The following is a 21,154-nucleotide window of genomic DNA, read 5'->3' as shown; positions in this document are numbered from 1 at the left end:
GCATACAAGGAAAATAATTACCTATATATGAAAAGACCTTAATCATTCATACCGCCACTTTAGAAGTCGGGAAATTCTGACTACCTAATGTTATATTTCAGAGAAATAATGATAAGATACAGAAAGATAAGTTATCGTGTGATATATAAGAGCCCTTGAAGAGCCCCTACAACTATAGATGGAATAGGAGAACTACAATATGTTAATTGCATTGGATATGGACGGAACACTGCTGAACGAGGATGGTGAGATCAGCCTGGAGAACAAGGAGGCCATACTCCACGCGCAGAGCCTGGGACATAACGTGATCATTGCTACCGGACGTTCTTACATGGATGCGGAACGACAGCTGCGGCTGGCGGATCTGGAGTGTCCTGTAGTGAGTCTGAATGGCGCTGTTGTTACACTCCCTGACGGGACGCTGGCCGCGAGCACACCGCTGGACAAGGAGGATATTATCCCCGCACTACGCTGGATGAACGAGATTCCTGAATTGTACTATGAGGTATACACGGAGGATAACGTATATGTAGAGCTTGATAAGCGGGTACGTCTGGAGAAGCTGTCGGCACTTAAGGAAGATGAAGTTTCTGAAGAAGTAGGCTGGCTGCTTAAGGCGATGATCGACCAGCAGTTTCAGCAGGCGGCTGTAACCTATGTGGAGAGTATGGAGGACATCTGGAGCAAAGAGGAGAATCTGATCTACAAGACGCTGGCCTTCTCGCTGAACCGTGAACTGCTGAAGGAAGCCTCTATACGGTTCGCCGCAATTCCCGGGCTGATTATTACGGCATCGCATGTCAACAATATTGAAATCAATCATAAAGATGCCAATAAAGGCAACGGTGTGAAGCTGATGGCAGATCATTACGGCATCCCGGCAGAGCAAATCGCAGTTATGGGTGACAGCTACAACGATCTGCCGATGTTCGAAATCGCCGGCTACCGGATAGCTATGGAGAATGCCGCACCCATCCTCAAAGAAACGGCTGACTTCATTACGCTAAGCAACTCGGAGCATGGTGTTGCAGCGGGTCTGCGGCATCTTCTGGACAAGCAGTAACTCCGTCTTCATAGCACAAGTGGAAACGGCTTTGCCGTCCTTTTATAAGGACGGTACCGTTACAGCGAGAAATAGAAGGATAAGTTATCATGTGAAACATATAAATTCTTATATTTCAAAGAAAAAACAGCCCTCACAGGAAGGCTGTTCTTCTTCAGCGGCGGCTGGTTCCAGAGCGGTGAAGACAACAAATAGATATTGCCCCTAAGTTTAGTGCGAGAAATATGATGACAGTTAGACGCTGGGCTGTAGTCAAAGCTAACAGAACGGGAATAAACACGACATCCCTCCATATCTCAACTTATATTTGTGAATCTATCCAATCAGCTAATCCTTGGCGGATAGCTATACTGATTAAGCAAGTGATCCAGTGCCACCGATTGTTCAATTACTTTGGGATGTGTCAAAATGCCGTATCTCTGCTGCGTTTGATACAATTTCTGTCTGGCTTTCTCTACCCGCAGCAAAGTTATACACTCTTCGGTCTTCATGACACTTCCTCCTTTGTCCAATATATTAATCTCAGCTGTCAAAAATTGGACCTTATGATAAATGGCGTAAACTATTCTTACACAACCTGCCGCATGCGGCACTCAGCACAACATGAACAGCCCGGAAGCCTCAGCTGTCCGGGGAATTAGGAGGGAATCAGAGATGAACCTGTACCCGGGGATTGCCCGGCTATATGAGAACCGGCTGCTGCGTACCGAGCTGGAATGTGAGCAATTTGATCTTGCACTGGAAGGCCTGGCCGGTGACACGGAGGATGCCGTGATTCATCAGATCTTCAAGGTATTCGATGATGATACAGAGCAGGAGGAGATCATGTTCAGCCTCGTTCATTTCGTGGAGAGTGTTCAGATGGAGATGTACCTGACCCAGCTGCTCGAATCGCTGCCGGAGATGCTGGAGCACGCACGCAACTGGGCTATTGTCTTGAATAAAAGAATCCTGAATGACGATAATTTCCGCAAGGATTACGCTGAGATCGCTGCCCTAATGCCGCCAAAGGTCAAGAAATGCCTGGCTTTTCTGCTGGAGGAGATTAAGGAAGACAAGCCCCGGCTGTTCGAGCGCAAGGCTAATTACATTCTTGCCAGACTGAAGTAACTAATCTACCCACACTTCACAGCCCCGCCAAGCAGAATGCCAAAAGTGATTGCTGAACTCTCCTGCAGAATATCCAGAATTACATGTCTTGTCCTGTTAATCTTATTCGCTAGACTTCCGTGCAGAAAAACAGGCAGAATGGTATATTGTATACTGGTCAAAATGTTGTACATATTGCAACTTGGATTCATAGATACCGGGGATATTCGAAGAATTGTTGCATGAAATACAGGAATTATCTGGATTATCCGCTTAAATGAGATGGAATGCTGCATTTCATACAACAATTTTGGGATTAGGCGAGATTTTAGGCGGGGAATGTTGTATTTCGTGCAGGATTTAGAGCTGGAGGAGTGATCGTCCACGCTCAAATGCTCTCTGCAGGTAAGCTCCTACCGGATCAACTTGCAGATAAGCTTATATAGAACAAACGAAGGTGGATTCAATGAACAAGCTTTTATTTCATAATATACCGCTGGGCGCTACCGGCGAGAAAATCCCCCAGGCGAAGGTTGCCTCCGCCCGTACGAGCAGGGAGACCGTGAAGCCCGGGGACAGCGATGCGGCTTACTTCCGCAGGCTGGAGGAAGGCGGCATTCTGCTCAATCCTCCGCAAATCTCAGCGGTGCGGCATCACCTCGGGCCGCTGCTGACACTGGCGGGAGCGGGCTCCGGCAAAACCTCGGTGCTGATCTGCAGAACCGGGTATTTGCTGTCTGTGCGCGGCATCGCCCCCGGCCGGCTGCTGCTGCTGACCTTCTCCAGCAAGGCAGCGGCAGAGATGCGCGAGCGGATTGCACTGCTGCCGGGTGTGGATGCCGGTGATGCCGCCCGTCTGCAGGCCCGCACGTTCCACTCGTTCTTCCTTTATTTCCTGCGCCGGCAGGGGCTGCGGCAGGATATTTTCCATGAAACCCGGCGCCAGCACATTCTGCTGAAGCAGATCATGCGTCAGCTGGGGCTGCCGAAGGATGCCTATCCTCCAGAGAATCTGCTCACCCTGCTCTCCTCCTGCAAGATGAACATGGGCTTGCCTCAGGATATGCCGGAAACGACGGAAGCGGAGAAGGAAATGAAGGCCATTCTTGCCCTGTACGAGCAGTGGAAGACGGATAATTTCAAAATCGATTTCGACGATGTGCTGCTGATTGCCTACCGGATGCTCCGGGAGCAGCCGGCACTTCTGCTGGAGCTGCAGCAGAAATACCAATATGTAATGGTCGACGAATTCCAGGATACGAATGCGCTGCAATATGAGCTGGTCAAAATGATCGCCCATCCGCAGGACAACCTGATGGTGGTCGGAGATGATGATCAGACCATCTATTCCTTCAACGGGGCGCGCAGCGAGTTCATCCTGGAGTTCGAGAAGCTGTATCCAAACGCCAAAGTGATCACCCTCGATATCAATTACCGCTCAGGACCTGCCATTATCGGGCTCGGGAACGGGATTATCCGCCACAATTCACGGCGCCGGGCCAAGACGCTGCAAGCTGCCAAAAGCAGCGGCAATCCGCCCCGCTACCTTCGTCCGCAGACGGCGGACGAAGAGGCCGAGCAAATTGTGGAGCATATCGAGCGTGAGATCGAGAGCGGAGCGCGGGAATACCGCGATTACGCCCTGCTGTACCGCGCCACCAGCAGCAACCGGGCCATCCTGGAGCTGCTGCTGATGCACGACATCCCTTATGTGGACTACGGCGAAGGCCAGCTGCTCTACGAGCATTGGCTGATCTCCCCTGTGCTGGATCATCTGCGCCTGTCCGTTAACCGCCGGAACTTCGCCGCGATGGAGAATATTCTGCCGACCCTCTACATGAGCCGGGAAAAAGGGATGGACCATATCCGCCGCATGGAGGCGGTGCAGGCGAAGCAGGGCCCGCTGATTCACCTTCTGTCCATGCCGGGCATGGAGGATTTCAAAGGCGTCAAGCTGCGCGAGCGGCTGGATCTGATCCGCGGGCTGAGCGGGCTGACGCCCGTGCAGGCCATCCGCCAGATCCGGACTGTCTTCTATGATTATTTCATTGAAGCCAATGAACGGCATCAGGCCACCCTGCACCGGGAGACGCTTAAGGAAATGCTCGATGAGCTGGAGGCGTCCGCTGAGCGGTTCGGCACGATTCCGCTGTTCCTCGAGTTCATTGATAACGTAACCGAGCGCAACGAGCTGAGCCGCCAGCCGGGGCTTAAGGAGCAAGGCAACCGGATTGCCCTGATGACCATCCATAAATCCAAGGGTCTGGAGTTCCCCGTTGTCTTCCTTATCGGAGCTTCTGAGGGCATTCTGCCGCATAGCTCCGCACTGGAGGAGGGCCGGCTGAAGGACCGTAAGCCGGGGAAGGCATCCGTAACCGTGGTCAGCAGTTCTGCCGCCAGAGCCGCAGCTGAGGCAGGAATAGCGCTACTAGAAGAGGAACGCAGGCTCGCCTATGTAGCCGTTACCCGGGCCCGCGAGGAGCTATTCATCAGCTCACCCGCAAGGCACCGGGGCAAGAAGGCAGAGGTCTCACGCTTCATGCTCTCCGCCTTCCGCGCTGCGGCCCCGCCGCAGGCAACTGCACCGGCCGCCGGAAACAGCAGCACTATAGTGCGCAGCAGTTATACGTCCGGCTCCGCCTCAGCAAGGACGCATACAATTCCCGTCTGGAGCTGTACCGGCAAGGCCTGCCCGGGCTGGACCCGGATGAAGGCGGGCGGAGCCGAGGATCACCTTGCCTCGAAGCCCTGTCCGCTGTGCAAATCGCCGATGCAAAAAGGCACCCGCGACGTCCCTGTATAACGGGATACACGGCTGCTTTTGCAGCAGACCTGCCAATATCAGTTTCAAATTATGCACAAAAAGCCCCTTCCAGCAGACGTAACCGGGATCATGACATCATCATGAGTTCCCAAGTACGCTCTGCCCGAAGGGGCTATATTCGTCATCCTGTATTTAAGCCGGAGTAGCTTCCGGTTCTTCTGCTTCTTCATGTACGGTCTTGATCTGAATCATGACTGTACTTGGATCGGTCAGCACTTCAATACCATCCTGGAAAATCAGATCAGACACGAGCAGCTGGTCACCGATGGCAAGGCTGCTGATATCCACTTCCATGGAGGTCGGCAGATCGCCCGGCATACAGCGGACTTCTACTTCATAAATTTCCACCTGCAGTACGCCGCCTTCTTTGACGCCCACCGCTTCGCCTGCAAAATGAATCGTAACCTTGCTGTCCATGCTAATGCTCATGTTCACATGCTGAAAATCAATGTGCAGCACTTTACCGGACATCGACTGCTTCTGAATGTTCTGAACTACAACCGGAACAGTTGTCCCATCGGTCAATTTCCCTTGCAGGATCGCCCGCGGATTCGTTCTCAGCATCTCCAGCAATTCCTTCTCGTTCACTTCAAGACTCAGAGTATCTTTACCAATTCCGTACAGTACTGCCGGGATGCGGCCTTGCTTTCTTGCCACATTCAGGTTGGACTTTGTGTCAGACGTACGATTGCTTAGCTGAATAAATTTACTCATTGCTTGGTTCCCGCTCTCTTTGACCATAAATTCTTGTCATCTTAAGTGTAACATGACCATAGAATCTAGTCAAACCGACAGGATTCAGACTTCGTATTCGGCAAAAGGGTCGGGGATCTCAATTCTGTAGGCTTCCGCATCGCTGACGCCTACAGAAAGCACTGCCCGGCCAAGCTTTCCGCGTACCAGTCCGCCGCTGAAGATGACATCCTGCAGCTCGGGCCGTTTGCCCGGGCCGATGGGGAAATCGCTCCGGGCCGCGATGATTTTGACCGGGGTAGTCTCAAAAGTATCCGGATTAAGCGAGAAGACCATGGAGTAGTAATGCTTCTTCCCCAAGCGGTCGAAGCAGGCAATATGGCCAAGCACGCCCACATGGCCATTGCTTAGCAGATGGGCTTCATTCGCGCCGCCCCATTCTTCCCGTACGAACTGATTCTGCAGAATCTCCGCTTCCAGAAAGGTCTGTTCGTTCAGCTCATCCAGAGAGTCAATAATGGTGAAGCCGATCTGTCCTCTACCGCCCCGGTCTCCCTGGGGCCGCGTGAGCACACCGATTCGTCCATCCTGAAGCTCAATCAGCCGGATGTCCTTCATCGTACCCGGCCCCGAGGAGAAGTGGCGCATCGAATCAATCCGGTAGCCCCGGTAGAATTGAGTGACCCACGAAACGATTCTTTGCGGGTTATCCCCGGCCGTGATCACTTCAACCCCGCCGACAATCAGTTCACCCTTAATGCGGGTCACGCAAGGGTCCTGCAGATTATAGGTATGGGTATGCTCCCGGGGAACCCAGACGCCATCTTCTCCCGATGTAAAAAAGAAGACTTGAGAGAACTCACTATCCCGTTCCTCAACTCTTCCCAAGATGACTTCCTCCCCGTCATGCAGGAACGGAGCCGTTATATTGTATACATCACGTCCGCCCACACCGGAGAAGACCAGCTTCTCCACGTGCACGGGACGGAGATTGGCATAAAAGGTATCCAGCAGCTCGTTACAGGTTGCAGTCTTTGCCGGGCTCCTTGTCATTGCCTTCCTCCTCATATTCATTTGCCTTATCTATTGCCCAATCGTTCTCATCTGATTCCATCCGGATCAATTCTCCGGGCTGAATATTGAAGTAAGTACACAGCTTCAGCAGCAGATCCCGGGGGTACTGCACCATCTCGTCTTTGTACATCCGCCGGACGGAATCGAAATGATAGTTAATATCTTTTGCTAGCTTGCGGATCGATAATTTCGGGTCATGCTTCTCCATAACCTCACTCAATTTACTGCGTATGACTGGCATCCATACACCTCCTACATCACTATATCTGGAGATTTCAGGGGAGTCAATAAATTGACAAGATTAAATGGTCATGTTATAGTTTATGGAGGAAATAAATTGCAGAACCGAAATTTAATACCACTCATCCCTCGGAAAATAAAGCCCGCTTTATTTTCTTTTTTTATACCCAAAATTACGAACATCAACAGGGAGGCTTTACGTATGAACCATAGCAACCGCAATAAGAATATCGTTTTCCTGTCCACCAGCCTGCCGAGAGAATGCGGAATTGCCACCTTCACCCAGGATCTGCTCGATGAGTTCACGAAGCTCCAGGGCTTCAACAAACCGCATGTCATCGCCATGAACAACAACGGAAATTATCGGTACACAGACCAGGTCATGCGGGAAATTAACCAACATCAGCTATCTGATTATATAGATGCCGCGGAAGAAATCAACCAGTCAGATACCGATCTGCTCGTCATTCAGCATGAATTCGGCATTTACGGCGGGGAGAGCGGCGAATATCTGCTGCAGTTTACTGAACGGCTTCATGTTCCTTATGTGGCTATTTTCCATACTGTATTAACCAATCCCACACCGAAACAGCATGAGATCATTACCCGGATAGCTGCAGGAAGCGTAAAGGTTGTTACGATGGCCCAGTCCACAGTAGATGATCTCATCTCTGTCTATCATATCAACGCGTCCAAGATTGCTTTTATTCACCACGGTGTGCCTTTCGTTAAGACTTCTACCCGCGCAGAGCTGAAGACCCAGTATAAGTTCGGAGAACGCAAAATCCTCTCTACCTTCGGTTTCCTTAGTCCCGGCAAAGGTATTGAATATGCTATTGAAGCAATGAGCGGAGTAGTGAAGCAGCATCCGGACGCGCTCTATATCATCTGGGGCAAGACCCATCCGGTTGTCAAACAGGAGACTGGTGAAGTATACCGTCAAAAGCTGACCGGTCTTGTGCATGAATTAGGCCTGGTCAATAATGTGCTGTTCGTCGACAAGCTGCTGACCCAGGAAGAGGTCATTGAGTCACTGGTGATGTCGGATATTTATATGACGCCTTATCTGGGCAAGGATCAGGCAGTCAGCGGCACACTCGCTTACGGCGTCGGCTATGGCCGGGTGATTATCTCCACCCCTTACCGCTACGCTCAAGAGATGCTGGCCGATGGCCGGGGCCTGCTGGCGGAATTCCGTGACTCCGCTTCGCTGGAAGCCTGCATCCTGGAGCTGCTGGATAATCCGGCCAAAGTCCGGGATATGGAACAGCGTACACAGGCGCTAGGCAGTACGATGATGTGGAGTGAGGTTGCAAAAACGTATGCCGCCATCTTTCAGGACAAAATAGCCCTCTCCAAACCGGCTGGCCGGAGTGTGATTTGATGCAGACATCTGCGGTATTGCAGTTCACAACTGGTTATATGCGCCAGATCACTGATGATACGGGGATTTTCCAGCATACGAAGTTTGGTGTTCCCGACCGTGCCAAGGGCTACACCACCGATGACAATGCCCGGGCTTTAATCGCAGCTGTTCTGATGTACAAAAAGAATCAGGATACGGCCTCACTCGATCTGATCCATACGTATCTCTCGTTCGTCCATCATGCACAGAATGAAGAAGGTAACTTCCGGAATTTCATGGATTACAACCGTTCCTTCCTGGAGGAGCGCGGCTCCGAGGATTGCCAGGGACGCACACTCTGGGCGCTGGGCTTCGTGCTCTCCTACTCTTCCATTTTGCCGGATAATCTGCTGAATACCTGCCGGTATCTGATCAACCAGGCGCTGCCGCATATCAGAGACCTGCGCTCTCCCCGGGCCTTGGGCTATGCCGTTATCGGCCTCAGCTATTTACTTGAGACTCCCGGAGCACTCACCTATTCCTTCCCCTATCCCCATATACCAAATACAGAAGAGGAATTGGCCTTCCTGCCTGAATCATACATTAAAGAGCTTATCGAATCCGTCACCACCCGGCTGCATGACCAGTATAACCTCACCAAAGGGGAAGGCTGGAACTGGTACGAAGACAGCCTGACTTACGGGAACTCTATGCTGCCTTGGGCACTGCTTAAGGCCTTCACGATCTCCGGCAATCCGGAGCTTCGTATAACAGCCAAAGAAAGTCTCGATTTCCTGATCTCCCGGACCTTCGCACCGGAAGGGTATTACAGACCTATCGGCAGCCACGGCTGGCTGCTGCGCGGCGGCACGCCTGCCCTCTATGACGAACAGCCGATTGAAGCCTGCGAAATGCTGCTCGCCTGCCGGGAAGCTGCCGTAGTGCTGAAGGACCCGGCTTATCTGAAGCAGGCTGAACTATGCTACGCCTGGTATACAGGGAACAACTCCTTGCAGCTCTCCCTGATCGATCCCCAGACCGGGGCTTGCTACGACGGGATTCACAGCTCGGGGCTGAACCTCAATCAGGGATCGGAGAGCATCATCTCCTTCTCGATTGCCCATCTGGTGACTCATCATGGATAAATTCGCAACCATACTCGCAGGCGGAGGCGGCACCCGCTTCTGGCCGCTGTCCAGACAGGAAATCCCCAAGCAGCTGCTGAATATCAGCGGCAACGATATTATGCTGAATGATACGATCGAACGCTTCAAGGGCATCATTCCGCAGGAGAATACCGTGATTGTAACGAACCGCACCCAGGCGGTGCTGCTGGAGAGCATTATGCACAGCAGTGTGCAGAAGAGCAATATTCTGATCGAGCCTGTGGCCCGGAATACCTCGGCAAGCATCCTGTTCGCCGCCTTCTCCATCCAGCAGATGAGTGAAGGGGATTCCTTAATGGTTGTCTTGCCTTCCGATCATTACATTACCGATGAGCCGCAGTTCCGGCTTACGCTGGACGAAGCCTGCACCGTCGCGATGGAGAGCGATGCCATTGTCACGATTGGGATCAAGCCGACCTTCCCTTCCACGGGCTACGGCTACATTGCTTATGACAAAGAGCCGATCGCAGTCAAACCGGTTGCCGTATACGATGTAGCTGAATTTGTGGAGAAGCCGGATTTCAAAAAGGCACAGGGATATCTGGCCTCAGGCAATTATCTCTGGAACAGCGGGATCTTCATCTGGAAGACCTCGGTCATTATCGATAACTTTAAGCGGTATCTGCCACGACTGTACAATACGATGCTGCCGATCAGTGAAGCGCTCGGTACCGATCAGGAGCAGGAGACGATTAACCGGATCTATCCGCTGCTGCAGAATATCTCGATTGATTATGGCATTCTCGAACGTTCTGATGAGGTAGTGGTGCTGTCCGGCCAGTTCGGCTGGAATGACATCGGAAGCTGGGATGCACTCGGTGCTATCTTCCCGCCTGATGATGAAGGCAATATTATCAAGGCTAATCATGTCGGCATCGACACCCGCAACTCTATAATCTATGGCAACGGGCGGCTGATCACCACTATCGGCGTAGACGGCTTCATCATCGCTGACACCGGGGATGCGGTCATGATCTGCCCTAAGGATAAAGCCCAGTCGGTCAAAGACATTGTCGATCTGCTCAAGGAGAAAGGAATGCTGGAATACGTATAGGTTATGAACGCCTTACCTGCACACAAAAGGGAGCAATGCAATTACAGCAATGCTCCCTTCGTTATGTTCTTATGGTTCTCCTATGCTGAGTCGGCCCTTAGGTCCAGGCCCAGAGGAACCCGTCGCGGTCCCAGGCAATCCGGCCGCCGTGCAGCTTGCGGAACGCCTTCTTCACTTCTTTGGACAGCGATGCATTTCCATTCTCATTCACGAATACAAATTGTTCGCCGAAATTCGCCTTCACATATTCAATCGCTGCGGTCTGGTGCAGGGTTCCTGTAAATTTGATTTCCTTGACCATCCATTCCGCCACTTCCTGTGCGGTTACTTCCATGGGGGTAGTGCTCCTTCCTGCTTATCCTGCTTGTAGATTTCCCCATTATAGCATGAATACAACCGCATCAAATGATTCAATACCTGAAACAATCAGGAGTTTATTAGAAACATAATAGAGAGAGCAGCGTCTATATATGGAAACTTATTCTATTTAATTCCAACAACACAGAAAGGAGATTAATGATGAATCTGTATAAAAGAATACTGCCGGCTTGTCTGTTGCTCATGCTCCTGCTGCAAAGCTTCGCCTCAGCCGCTTCCCCCGCCCAGGCAGCTGCGCCAGCCCGTCCGATTACCGTCAATATCAACGGAAGCTTTATCACCACAGACAGCAGCCCTTTTATTGAGTCAGGCAGAATCAAAGTATCGGTGCGGACGCTCGCCTCACTCGGACTGACTTATTCCTGGGATACAGCAACCCGCACTGCTACAATCACTAATCCGGCCCTGGATAGCTTCCGTCTAATCGAGGGACAGGCAACAGCCTACAAAAACGGCCAGCCGGTCCAAATGGATAATGCAGCGGGTAATTACAACGGCAGGATCATGGTGCCGGCCCGCTTCGTCAGTGAAGCCTTCGGATATAGTGTGTACTATGAGCGGACCCGCGGCATCCTCTTCATAACCAGCAAGGATTATGTCCCGGACACTGCTGCCCAGCTCTCGGGTGACTTGGCGGCAGCCCGCCTTGCTGCCATCTCCCTGCCTATCCAGTTCGACTTCACGCCTGTTCCTGCAGCGGAGAGCGGGCAATCACGGAATTATACGTACAGATTTGCCGCAAATGATGCTACGCGCTATGTCTACGAGAACGCACTTGTCTCAACCGTCGTTGAGATTAAGGACGGAGCCGCCCATGCCGTCTGGCAATATGGCACGAATGGTATTCCCGGCTATGATCTGTACACTACGCTGGGAGGACAGCAACCCGGATATATGGCTGAGATGTCTCATGATCATTTCCGCTATTTTGGCGGAGGCTACCGGGCTTCCTACCAGACAGCAGCGGATGGATCCTATCAGTCCTTTCCCTACTACACACGAAATTACGGAGAAATTATCCAGCCTATCCCTGAATAGCTGAATAGAACCAGACCAAACCACTGTCCATGAATAATGGGCAGTGGTTGTTTTCCCGTCTCTATCTTCTCCGCGCCGCCACACTAACTACACCATAGCGGTAGAGCACCTTCCGGCCGAACCAGCCGAACAGCCTGTCGGTGAAGAAGCCCATGAAGCCCAGGCAGAACAGCCCGACGAATATCCAGTCCGTACGGAAGAACAGCCGCGAATTCCAGATCAGATAACCAACACCTTCGTTGGAAGCGATCATTTCTGCGCCGATAATTGCCATATAGGAGGTTCCCATCGCCAGCCGTACACCGGTGAAAATATATGGAATCGTAGCCGGCACAATCACGTGCAGCAGAATCTGCCATTCATTTGCCCCCATGCTGCGGGCCGAGCGGACCTTATCCTCCTCCACCGACATTACACCGGTCAAGGTGTTAAGCACAACGATGAAGAAGGTGGCGTACATAATCAGCGCAATCTTCGACTGCTCTCCGATGCCGAACCAGACCAGAAAAAGTGTGATGAAGGCAATCGGCGGGATAAAGCGGATGAAATTCAGGAACGGCTCGGCAAATATACGGATGACGTTTACTTTTCCGATGATCAGCCCTACAGGAATAGCCAGTATACTGCCGAGTACCCAACCGACAAGCACGCGGTAAAAGCTGATGCCGATATACTGCATCAAGGTGCCGTCTTGGATCAGTTCCCGCCCTCCCTTCAGCGTGGCCCATGGACCCGGGATAACATCCGGGCCATACGCCCAGGCGCCCAGCTGCCAGATGCACAGTGCGGCAATCCATAGCAGGGAGACCGAGACCCATTTTTTCTCCACCCATTTCAACATGTGCTGCACCCCGATCCTATTCTTCAAAATGGCTCTGAATTTGGTTGTATAGCGAGTAAAATTCCGGCGAAGCCACATCCCGCGGGAACAGCAGCGCATTATCGTATATATCGGTGATATTGGAGGAAGGGCCCACGGACATGATGCCGATGCGCTCACCCAGCAGCAGCGCCTCCTGAATATCGTGCGTTACGAAGATAACGGTCTTATGCGTCTCACGCCATATTTGCACCAGCTCCTTCTGCATCGTCCGCCGGGTCATCGCATCCAGCGCGCCAAAAGGCTCATCCATCAGCAGAATAGCCGGATCATTCGCCAGCACCCGGGCCAGCTGTACCCGCTGCTTCATCCCTCCCGATAATTCCTTCGGAAATTTATCCTCATGCCCGTTCAGCCCGACTAGCGTAATATAACGGTCCGATATGGACCGGCGCTCTGCCTTGGGCGTCTTCTTCATCCGCAGCCCGAACTCCACATTCTCCCGCACCGTGAGCCAGGGGAACAGAGATGAATCTGCCTGCTGGAACACAACCGCCCGGTCCCGGCCCGGCTTATCCACCTCAATATTGTCCACCCGCAGATTGCCGCCCGATTTGGAGACAAACCCGGCGATCATGTTGAGCAGCGTTGATTTGCCGCAGCCGCTCGGACCGAGCAGGACGAAGAATTCGCCCCCTTTGACCACCAGGTTCACATCCTTGATAATGTAATGAACATCCCCGGCCGCAGGCTCGCTGTAGCTCTTGCGCAGCTGCTCGATATGAATGGCATGCTGCTTCGCAGCAGATGGTTTGGCAGATAAAGACATGGAGGCACCTCCTGTAAGTTTTGGTGAGCTAAGCTACTTGGCAAAAGTCACTTTATCCGGCAATGCCTGCTTCAGCGGCTCCAGATTGAGCTTGCTGCCCAGATCGAAATCCTGTTCAATGATTCCTGTATCGACCATATACTTCTTCTGTCCGGCAAGGCTGTCATACGCAGCCTGGGTAAAGCCGACCTTCCACGGATTGACCGGCAGATCCTTCAGCGTAGCTTCCTTCGGCTGCTTCAGTTCCTTGAACATCAGATCGGCTACCTCTTCGGGATGCTCCTGGGCATAAGCCGAAGCTTCGTCCACCGCCGCCAGAAATTCCGCGATCGCCTCGGGGTTGGCCTCTACAAAGGCATTCCCGGCGACAATCCCCATCCCCAGACGCACCGGGGTCTTAGACATATCGGTCAGCTCATGAACACCCTCAAGCGCGGCCAGCTTATCCGTCAGCGCCGAACCGCTGAACCAGGCAGCATCCACATCGCCCTGCTTAAGTGCAATGAAGGCTTCGTCGAACGCACCCTGTCCTGTCAGCGTTACATCGCTCAAGGCAATGCCCTGCTCCTTCAGATATTCATCCCACAGATACGGCAGAAACGTACCGCGCATGAAGCTTAGATTCTTGCCTTTCAGATCCGCAGCAGACTTGATCTCATCCCTTACGTACAGCTTCCATACCGCCGCTGCCTGATCCGTGGCCTGGCCGGCGGAAGCAATAATCGAATACTCACCCTTGGAGACGGCATTGAGCACCGGAAAGTCCGCGCCGAAGGCCACATCCACCTGTTTGATGAATAGCGCATTTACTCCCTCAGCCGGAGTGCCGAAGTTTATGATTTCTGCATCGATGCCGTGATTCGCGAAGATGCCTTTATCCAGTGCCACCCGGAAGGTAGGATTTGTATTGATATCGGCAATTTTAATCTTCAGGGTCTTCTGCTTACCGCCGTCTGTTCCAGTGGAAGCCGCCGCGTCTCCCTTGGAGCTGCAGCCGGACAGAACCAGTACGAGAGATAAGGATAAGAGCAGGAAGGCTGAGCCGCACCATGATTTTTTCAAAATTACGCACCTCTTCGTCTATGAATTTCTATAGCTATCTAGCCATCGTCTAACTGGTTCTCCGGACGCTGCTCTCTTCTGCAGTAGCCACACAAGCGGCCCCCTCTGTAAACGGAAGTGTGGTCGCTACACTCACTACCGAATCCGATCCCTTCTGCGCAGCTCCCGGCACTCTGAAGCTGGTCACATCGATTGGCTCGATGGCAATTTCCTGCGGCTTCGCCAGCTGCGGCACCCAGGCATAGGGTACACGGTAAGAACGGTAGACCATATTCGTATTGCGCCGGTCGTTGTACGGGGAGATATATTCCCAGACCAGCTCATGCTCAGCCGTGACCTCGAACAGTCGCCCATTCGAACCCTCGGTAATCAGCGTGTTGCCGTTCGGGAGCCGCTGCGCCGAGCTGATATACGGGCTGTAGAATTTATAGGAATCAGTCGGAACGGAGAAGCCGGCCTCCGCCGAGGTATACTGCCATTCGATATCCAGTGTAACCGGATTGATCTCCAGCACACGGGAATGGTCACGCAGCGCGTTCTTCTGTCCAAAAGGTGATGAGGGATTCGGCAGGCCGTATCCGCCCCAGCCGCCGTTATCGAATACGAGCAGATTGCCTTCACCCGGCAGTCCCTTTGGAATAATGTGGGCGTGATGCTGGCCGATAATCCAGTCGATATGCTTCACTTCAGGCAGCGAATAATCCGGTCCCAGCCGCCAGACGATGTCCCCGCTGCGCTTGTCGGTGATGGCGATGATATTCGCCTCGCGGGCATCCCAGATAATGTTGTCCGGGTGGAAACGCTCGTCTCCGTTATCATAGAATTTGTTCGGCCCTACGTAGGAAGCGGAATTGATATGCAGCCAGTCGCCTACGCCGCCGCCCAGATCTCCGAAGGAGCGGGTGTTGGGATCGCGGAAGAGAACATTTCGCGCCGCCTGATCGAATCCGAGCTCCGCGAAATGATCGCTGGCCGCCCACTCCCAGATCACATTGCCTTCCCAGTCCACTTCAATGATCGTGTCATCCAGCAGCTGCTTATCGGAGATCTCAGGATTATGCAGGTTCTTATGCGCTAAGATAAGCGTTGTCCCGCTGTTAGCCGAAGGTTCGAGCCCGGGAGCATAGTATCCGACCGGATTACCCTGCCGCTGGTAGTCGTGATGCTGGCGGGCGTACCACAGCGGCTCATAACCCGGGTCCTCGATATGCTCGTAGCTGTTGTATCTCCAGACCACATTGCCGTCCCAGTCGACCTGGACCAGATCGACATTATCCTGAATGCCGAATTTGGGATCTCTTCTGCCCGTGCTGCCCAGCACGTAGCCGCCGGGGAGGATCTTGGCCGGGAACCCGATCAGCCCTTGCCACAGATGCACTTCCTTGCCGCTCATATCAATCAGCACGACTCCCTCATCACCCGCCTGAAATACGGTGTAGCCGCTCCACGCCTTGGACGGATTATATACCGTCGCCCCTGTCGGATAAATGGTTGAATGTCCCATGATCATCTCTCCTTAAAGTTAAGTTATAGAATTCATTTATTGGCTTCGTACAAAACTCACTTCGGAAGCCTACGCTTAAGGTTTGGTTGGCATAGGCTTCATTTCAGTAGCTGAGATAATTCTTCTTCGTGCCTGCGCGCGGCTTCTGTTCAGGCTCTCTGGGTACGGGGATTTCAGCATTCTGCTGGGCCAGCTTCAGCAGGGTATCCGAGAACCCTTCCAGGTTGCCGATGATCCGCTCATAGAAGCGGCTCTGCTGCTCAAGCTCCTCATCCGTAAAGCCCTCGAACAGAAGCGTAATACATCGGGCGCCGATGTTGCTGTTGCGCTCCACCATCTCCCGGCCCTTGGCTGTAATATCAAGCAGCACGGTTCTGCGGTCATCTTCCTTGCGTCTGCGCACTGTAAATCCGCCGGCCTCCAGCTTGTCGCTTAGCGCCGTTATAGCGCCCGAAGTGAAATCAAGCTGCTCCGCCAGATCGCCGAGCCGCTGCTCACCGTCCCGGATAATCTTTTGCAGAATCAGCATGCCCGGCAAGGCAATCCCCTCCACACTTACGCGGTCACGCTCCTTGACGAATCTGCGCACCATTTTGCGGAACAGGTGGTCCGCCTCCTCCAGCCGCTCCCACTCTTTATCATTCATGTTCTCTCTCCTCTGCTGTCCATGCAAGGGAACCCAAAAAGACCCCCGGAAAATCCCCTATGCGGGAATATTTGCGGGAGCCTTTGGTGGTCCAATCAGCTCAAATATGATCTTTAACAATTATTATTTCACTGTTCATTTAATTAGTAGTGAACTATTGCTGTTATCATATACCCCTTAAACCCACCTGTCAAGTATGAATATATTCAATAAATGTTAAAGGTACTTTGGGGTGCTCTTACGGGCGGTGGAGGGTTCATAGTACTGTAGGCGTATTATTGTTGCAATATTTACAACTTTGATTCATGGATAACTGCCTGTCCGGGAGGATTGTTGTATGAAATACAAGAATTATCTTGTTAATCTGCTTAGAGGCGAAGAGATGCTGCATTTCATGCAACAATTTTGGATTTCGGTCGATTTTAAGAGGAGAATGTTGTATTTGATGCAGGATTTTAAGCCGCCTACCCAGCAAAAAGCGAAAATGATTGATGTTGTCAGCCGGGAAACCTCCGGCTGACCTTCTTTTGCGAGGATTCCAAGTGCTGGCGCCAAGTTGCTGATCCGGAGCATTAAGACAAACTCACCACATAGGTGAGGAACTGATATACATTGTCCTTCAGCACAGTTGCCGTGGCCAGAAGCTTCTTGCCTGAGGGGCTCCAATGCAGCTGGTCAGACACGCGGATATCATTCAGCACAGGCGTCTGCTCTCCGGTCTCAACCTCGGTAATGAACAGGTCTTCCTGATCATCAGCAGAACCTGCTGCAGTGACTGCATAGGCCAGCTTGCTGCCGTCCGGCGACCAGCTGGTACCGAAGATCTGCTGGCCTGCTGCAAGCTGCGACTGTTCATTGCCTTCACTGTCACAGAGCTTCAGCACCATCTCGCCCGGACCCTTCCGTTCCACAATTGCGAGCGTGCTCCCGTCCGGTGACGGAACAACCCATAGCACATTTGTCCCCAGCACCTTGGTCTGTTTCGTATCCGTATCATAAGCGCTAAGCTGGCTGTCTTCACCCGTGACATATAGAATCCGGCTGCCGCTCTGGATCACCTCATGAACATAAGGCACTCCGGTCTTCAGCAACATTTCCTGCTTTCCGGTCACATCCGCGCTCATGATATTGCCTTCCATATCCGGATAAATCACATGATCGTTATCCGCCCATCTTCCTTCTTCACTTCTGAACTCCGCATCGCTTGCCTTCACCGAAAGGCCCGTGGCCAGATCCATAATATAGCCGAGTCCAGTAGCTTCATACAGCTCTTTGTAGAACACATGCGTCTTGTCCGGAGACAGCTGCGGTGAACCATAATTCAACTCTCCCTCCTGCAGCGGAGTTTCATCACCCGTGGAGAATGTATGCAGATAGAGATTCAGCGGATATCTCTCCTGGCCTTCGATCACCTGTGCAGGGAGATTACGGTTTTCTTTGGTCACAACCATGACGTCCTCACTGACGAAATCCGTGCCCCGCACACCCTCCACCTTATCGATCCCTTCCAGCTTCAACTGGGTATAGACAGATTCGCTAATGTTATCGAGGACCGTGATTTTTTGGCCGGATTTCTCGACCACCTGCCTCGTTTCAGTATTCTCCGCAGCGCAGCCTGTCACGGACAGCAGAACCGCACCACATAGCAGAATTGCCCGCACCTTGACCCTTCTTCTATTGTTCTCAGCATTCATTAGGCTTCCCTCCAGCTTGTGTTACTCCCAGCATACCGGATGCTTATTTCCAAACCGCATATAGAATGTTTCCAAGTTGTAAAACAACCCCAGAAAGTGATGCCTTGGCTTCGATGATTACTCAGATACTTTGCGGGGACCCCAAAACATATAAATTCTTTTACAGTGGAAACTGTTTTGCCGTCACTAAGGGAAAAGACAGCTCAAACGCCGCCCCCCCGCCTGAGCTTTCCAGCAGCACTATGGTTCCGTTCTGCTTCTCCACCAGATTACGGACCAGTGAGAGTCCAAGCCCCGTGCCTCCCGAGGCTCTTGAACGGTCACGGTTAACGGTGTAAAAAGGCTCAAAAATCTTGTCCCGCGACTCTTCAGGAATGCCGATGCCGGAATCGCGGACCGTAATCCATACCCGCCCGTCTCTGACCTCGTTCCGCAGATGAATGCTTCCCTGCGGGACATTATATTTGATCGCATTGTCGAGCAGGTTGATGAAGATATGCATGAAGCTCTCTTTATCGATCCAGATATGCGCCGGCTTGACATCAAGCGATACCGTAAGTCCATAACGCTCCGCTTTGCCCTTCATCCGCCCGCAAATATCCCGCAGCATGCTCTCAACCTCCAGCAGCTCTGCCTGGGATTCGAAATCATATTTCTCCAGCGCGGTCAGCTGCAGGACCTTCTCCACCATCTCATACAGCCGGTCTGTTTCCTTGGCAATGCTGAGCTTGGCATCATGCAGCAGCTCGGGGTCATCATCATACATATTAAGGAGGTCAACGTAAGCCTTGATTGAGGTCAGCGGTGTCTTGAACTCATGGCTGATATTCCCGATGTACTGCTTCTGCTGCTGCTCCAGCGCCTGCAGCTTCTCCACCGCGAGCTGCAGCTTGCGCCGCTCCTCATCCTTCGCGGCAATGCTGTCCTCGATCTCCCGGCTCATGAAGTAGATGCCTTCCGCCAGCTCCCCGAGTTCATCCTTGCGCTTCACGGGCGGAGCCGAGATGTAATCGGCACGGCGGATATCCTCCGCCGATTTCTTCAGCCGCCCGATCGCTGCCGCAGCACGGTTGAAGTACAGGTACCCGATGATGAAGCTGAGCACCAGTACCGCGCCCCCTGTCGTCAGGAACAGATTCAGCAGTGTCTGCTGGAAGCTCCGGGCGCCCTGCAGCGAGTACTGCAGCTGCACCACACCCATCTGCTCCTCCGGCCCCTGCAGCGGAGCAAGATAGAACAGCTTGTCGCCTTCACTCTGATAGGCGACTTTATTATTCAGCGCGTAGTCCAGCGCCGCGCTGACATCCGGCCTGCCCGGCCCCGGCTCACCCTGCGCCGAGGTTCCAACCTGCTGGCCCTGACTGTCGTACAGGGTAACCTCCAGGCCGGTGTACCCGGCCAGGTCGGCGGCCAGTGCCCGGCCCCGCTGCTGCATGAAGGCCTGCGGCGTGAGGCGCACACCGGTATAGTAAGTCTGCTTCACGCGCAGATTAACGGTTGTGACATGCTGGGCCAGATAGATCTCCGTCTGACCCTGCTGATTCCGCTCCACCCCGCGCAGCACGAAATAGCTCAGCACGCTGAGCGCAAGAATAAGCAGCAGAGCCAGGAACAGGCTGAACTTCAGCTTGATGCTGACTCTCATGGGTAGCTACCCGCAGGCACCGCTTTGTAGCCGACGCCATAGACGGTCTGCAGGATGTTCTGGTAAGGCTCGCCCAGCTTTTTGCGCAGCCGCTGAATATGGATATCCACCGTACGCGTTCCCCCGGCGTAATCCATATCCCACACCTGCTCCAGCAGCTCCTCGCGCATATACACCCGCTGCGGGTGGGAGAGCAGCAAGAGCAGCAGATCGAATTCCTTCGGAGTCAGCTCAAGGCTCTCTTCCCCAAGCTCGGCGCTGCGCCGGTCGGGGTGTACCCGCAGAATGCCGTATTCGATCAGCTCGCTCTTAACCTCAGCCGTATTCTTCTCCAGCCTGCGCAGCAGCGCCTTGACCCGGGCCAGCAGCTCGCGGATCTCGAACGGCTTGGTCATATAATCATCTGCGCCGAGCTCCAGTCCGACAATTTTATCGACAATATCATTTTTGACTGTTAGGAGAATAATTCCAATATCATCACGGTTCTCAAGCTTGCGGCACACATCATACCCGCTCAGCTTCGGCATCATAACATCCAGCACCAGTACGTTCGGGTGGAAGGTGTTCGTCTTGCTCAGTGCTTCCTCACCGTCACCAGCGGTATCGACCTCGTAACCTTCACGCCGCAGCGCGTAGGCAATCGCACTCACAATGGCCGGTTCATCATCGACGACCAGTATTTTTTTCATAGGAGGTTCATCCTTCCGTTTGCGCTTGCTTTGTTAAGGGTAAGTATATTGCTGTGTGCATACAAGAATAACGCAAATGGAGAAGCCGGATCAAGGAAATGCGTGCTTCGCCGGTATTATTACTACTAGAATCCCCGTCCGGGCGTGCAGGCAAACATCGGTTTAAGGCAGAAGCTTTTAGAACGAATCAGGGCTTCCTAAACATTTAGGTTATCTTTAAGAAGACTTAAGCTTCATTTCAGTATTGAAGGTTAAACTGTACTTAGCTGAAGTTCACTAACCGCCGCAAACCACTAACCCT

General features: G+C 52.7%; 21 protein-coding genes. 8 read left to right on the top strand and 13 right to left on the bottom strand.

What is annotated here, in order from left to right:
* Nucleotides 1–199: 199 nt before the first annotated feature.
* The gene (locus tag PBOR_RS01710) at nt 200–1,063 is read left to right on the top strand and encodes a Cof-type HAD-IIB family hydrolase (protein ID WP_042210150.1); all 864 of its coding nucleotides are present in this window, start codon (nt 200–202) and stop codon (nt 1,061–1,063) included.
* 323 nt (nt 1,064–1,386) lie between these two features.
* Here the strand turns inward: PBOR_RS01710 and PBOR_RS35990 are convergent, their stop codons facing one another.
* Complete coding sequence (locus PBOR_RS35990) at nt 1,387–1,554, bottom strand: aspartyl-phosphate phosphatase Spo0E family protein (protein ID WP_081971874.1); 168 nt, start codon at nt 1,552–1,554, stop codon at nt 1,387–1,389.
* A gap of 163 nt (nt 1,555–1,717) precedes the next feature.
* Here PBOR_RS35990 and PBOR_RS01705 point away from each other — a divergent pair, with 163 nt between their 5' ends.
* Together PBOR_RS01705 and PBOR_RS01700 are read left to right on the top strand one after the other, a co-directional pair.
* Complete coding sequence (locus PBOR_RS01705) at nt 1,718–2,173, top strand: Imm30 family immunity protein (protein ID WP_042210149.1); 456 nt, start codon at nt 1,718–1,720, stop codon at nt 2,171–2,173.
* A 445-nt stretch (nt 2,174–2,618) separates the two neighbouring features.
* Entirely contained in the window at nt 2,619–4,955 is a 2,337-nt protein-coding gene (locus tag PBOR_RS01700) for a UvrD-helicase domain-containing protein (RefSeq protein WP_042210148.1), read from the top strand.
* A 153-nt stretch (nt 4,956–5,108) separates the two neighbouring features.
* On the opposite strand, the gene PBOR_RS01695 is transcribed toward PBOR_RS01700, so the two are convergent.
* The 3 genes from PBOR_RS01695 to PBOR_RS01685 all read right to left on the bottom strand — a co-directional run bounded on the left by PBOR_RS01695 (nt 5,109) and on the right by PBOR_RS01685 (nt 6,984).
* Nucleotides 5,109–5,690 (bottom strand): 50S ribosomal protein L25, encoded by a 582-nt coding sequence (locus PBOR_RS01695; RefSeq protein WP_042218801.1) that lies wholly within the window; start codon nt 5,688–5,690, stop codon nt 5,109–5,111.
* Nucleotides 5,691–5,774: 84 nt separating this feature from the next.
* Nucleotides 5,775–6,722: a DUF1861 family protein gene (locus tag PBOR_RS01690; protein WP_042210147.1), complete on the bottom strand. Its 948-nt coding sequence runs from the start codon at nt 6,720–6,722 to the stop codon at nt 5,775–5,777.
* Nucleotides 6,688–6,984, bottom strand: coding sequence for a helix-turn-helix domain-containing protein (locus PBOR_RS01685; protein ID WP_042210146.1), 297 nt, complete (start codon nt 6,982–6,984; stop codon nt 6,688–6,690). Before PBOR_RS01685 ends, PBOR_RS01690 begins: the two co-directional genes overlap by 35 nt.
* A 201-nt stretch (nt 6,985–7,185) precedes the next feature.
* On the opposite strand from PBOR_RS01685, the gene PBOR_RS01680 reads away from it, so the two are divergent.
* Genes PBOR_RS01680 through PBOR_RS01670 form a run of 3 tightly spaced genes read left to right on the top strand, consistent with a single transcriptional unit; the run spans nt 7,186 to nt 10,548 of the window.
* Entirely contained in the window at nt 7,186–8,367 is a 1,182-nt protein-coding gene (locus tag PBOR_RS01680) for a glycosyltransferase family 4 protein (protein ID WP_042210145.1), read from the top strand.
* Nucleotides 8,367–9,473, top strand: coding sequence for a glycosyl transferase (locus PBOR_RS01675; RefSeq protein WP_042210144.1), 1,107 nt, complete (start codon nt 8,367–8,369; stop codon nt 9,471–9,473). The genes PBOR_RS01680 and PBOR_RS01675 overlap by 1 nt, the downstream gene beginning before the upstream one ends.
* Nucleotides 9,466–10,548, top strand: coding sequence for a mannose-1-phosphate guanylyltransferase (locus PBOR_RS01670; protein WP_042210143.1), 1,083 nt, complete (start codon nt 9,466–9,468; stop codon nt 10,546–10,548). The genes PBOR_RS01675 and PBOR_RS01670 overlap by 8 nt, the downstream gene beginning before the upstream one ends.
* Before the next feature lie 97 nt (nt 10,549–10,645).
* On the opposite strand, the gene PBOR_RS01665 is transcribed toward PBOR_RS01670, so the two are convergent.
* Nucleotides 10,646–10,882: a DUF6953 family protein gene (locus tag PBOR_RS01665; protein ID WP_039300082.1), complete on the bottom strand. Its 237-nt coding sequence runs from the start codon at nt 10,880–10,882 to the stop codon at nt 10,646–10,648.
* 182 nt (nt 10,883–11,064) lie between these two features.
* On the opposite strand from PBOR_RS01665, the gene PBOR_RS01660 reads away from it, so the two are divergent.
* The gene (locus tag PBOR_RS01660) at nt 11,065–11,964 is read left to right on the top strand and encodes a copper amine oxidase N-terminal domain-containing protein (RefSeq protein WP_081971872.1); all 900 of its coding nucleotides are present in this window, start codon (nt 11,065–11,067) and stop codon (nt 11,962–11,964) included.
* A 61-nt stretch (nt 11,965–12,025) separates the two neighbouring features.
* Here the strand turns inward: PBOR_RS01660 and PBOR_RS01655 are convergent, their stop codons facing one another.
* From PBOR_RS01655 to PBOR_RS01635, 5 genes are all read right to left on the bottom strand, one after another.
* Complete coding sequence (locus PBOR_RS01655) at nt 12,026–12,805, bottom strand: ABC transporter permease (RefSeq protein ID WP_042210141.1); 780 nt, start codon at nt 12,803–12,805, stop codon at nt 12,026–12,028.
* A gap of 16 nt (nt 12,806–12,821) precedes the next feature.
* Complete coding sequence (locus PBOR_RS01650; RefSeq protein ID WP_042210140.1) at nt 12,822–13,613, bottom strand: ABC transporter ATP-binding protein; 792 nt, start codon at nt 13,611–13,613, stop codon at nt 12,822–12,824.
* A 33-nt stretch (nt 13,614–13,646) separates the two neighbouring features.
* Nucleotides 13,647–14,675: an ABC transporter substrate-binding protein gene (locus PBOR_RS01645; protein WP_042210139.1), complete on the bottom strand. Its 1,029-nt coding sequence runs from the start codon at nt 14,673–14,675 to the stop codon at nt 13,647–13,649.
* A 49-nt stretch (nt 14,676–14,724) separates the two neighbouring features.
* Complete coding sequence (locus tag PBOR_RS01640) at nt 14,725–16,179, bottom strand: aryl-sulfate sulfotransferase (protein WP_042210138.1); 1,455 nt, start codon at nt 16,177–16,179, stop codon at nt 14,725–14,727.
* Nucleotides 16,180–16,282: 103 nt separating this feature from the next.
* Nucleotides 16,283–16,825 carry a MarR family winged helix-turn-helix transcriptional regulator gene (locus PBOR_RS01635; RefSeq protein ID WP_042210137.1) on the bottom strand — a complete coding sequence of 181 codons (543 nt, stop codon included), beginning with the start codon at nt 16,823–16,825 and terminating at the stop codon, nt 16,283–16,285.
* Between the two features lie 337 nt (nt 16,826–17,162).
* Between PBOR_RS01635 and PBOR_RS01630 the strand changes: the two genes are divergently transcribed.
* Nucleotides 17,163–17,345 carry a hypothetical protein gene (locus PBOR_RS01630; RefSeq protein ID WP_042210136.1) on the top strand — a complete coding sequence of 61 codons (183 nt, stop codon included), beginning with the start codon at nt 17,163–17,165 and terminating at the stop codon, nt 17,343–17,345.
* A 52-nt stretch (nt 17,346–17,397) separates the two neighbouring features.
* Here PBOR_RS01630 and PBOR_RS01625 read toward each other — a convergent pair whose 3' ends face one another.
* The 3 genes from PBOR_RS01625 to PBOR_RS01615 all read right to left on the bottom strand — a co-directional run bounded on the left by PBOR_RS01625 (nt 17,398) and on the right by PBOR_RS01615 (nt 20,853).
* Nucleotides 17,398–18,519 carry a TolB family protein gene (locus tag PBOR_RS01625; protein WP_042210135.1) on the bottom strand — a complete coding sequence of 374 codons (1,122 nt, stop codon included), beginning with the start codon at nt 18,517–18,519 and terminating at the stop codon, nt 17,398–17,400.
* A gap of 160 nt (nt 18,520–18,679) precedes the next feature.
* Nucleotides 18,680–20,164, bottom strand: a complete 1,485-nt coding sequence (locus tag PBOR_RS01620; RefSeq protein WP_042210134.1) for a sensor histidine kinase — start codon at nt 20,162–20,164, stop codon at nt 18,680–18,682.
* Complete coding sequence (locus PBOR_RS01615) at nt 20,161–20,853, bottom strand: response regulator transcription factor (RefSeq protein WP_042132918.1); 693 nt, start codon at nt 20,851–20,853, stop codon at nt 20,161–20,163. Before PBOR_RS01615 ends, PBOR_RS01620 begins: the two co-directional genes overlap by 4 nt.
* Between the last annotated feature and the right edge of the window lie 301 nt (nt 20,854–21,154).

The sequence above is a fragment of the Paenibacillus borealis genome (genome assembly GCF_000758665.1).
Lineage (GTDB): Bacteria > Bacillota > Bacilli > Paenibacillales > Paenibacillaceae > Paenibacillus_AQ > Paenibacillus_AQ borealis.
This window is presented reverse-complemented; position numbering and strand designations above follow the sequence as displayed.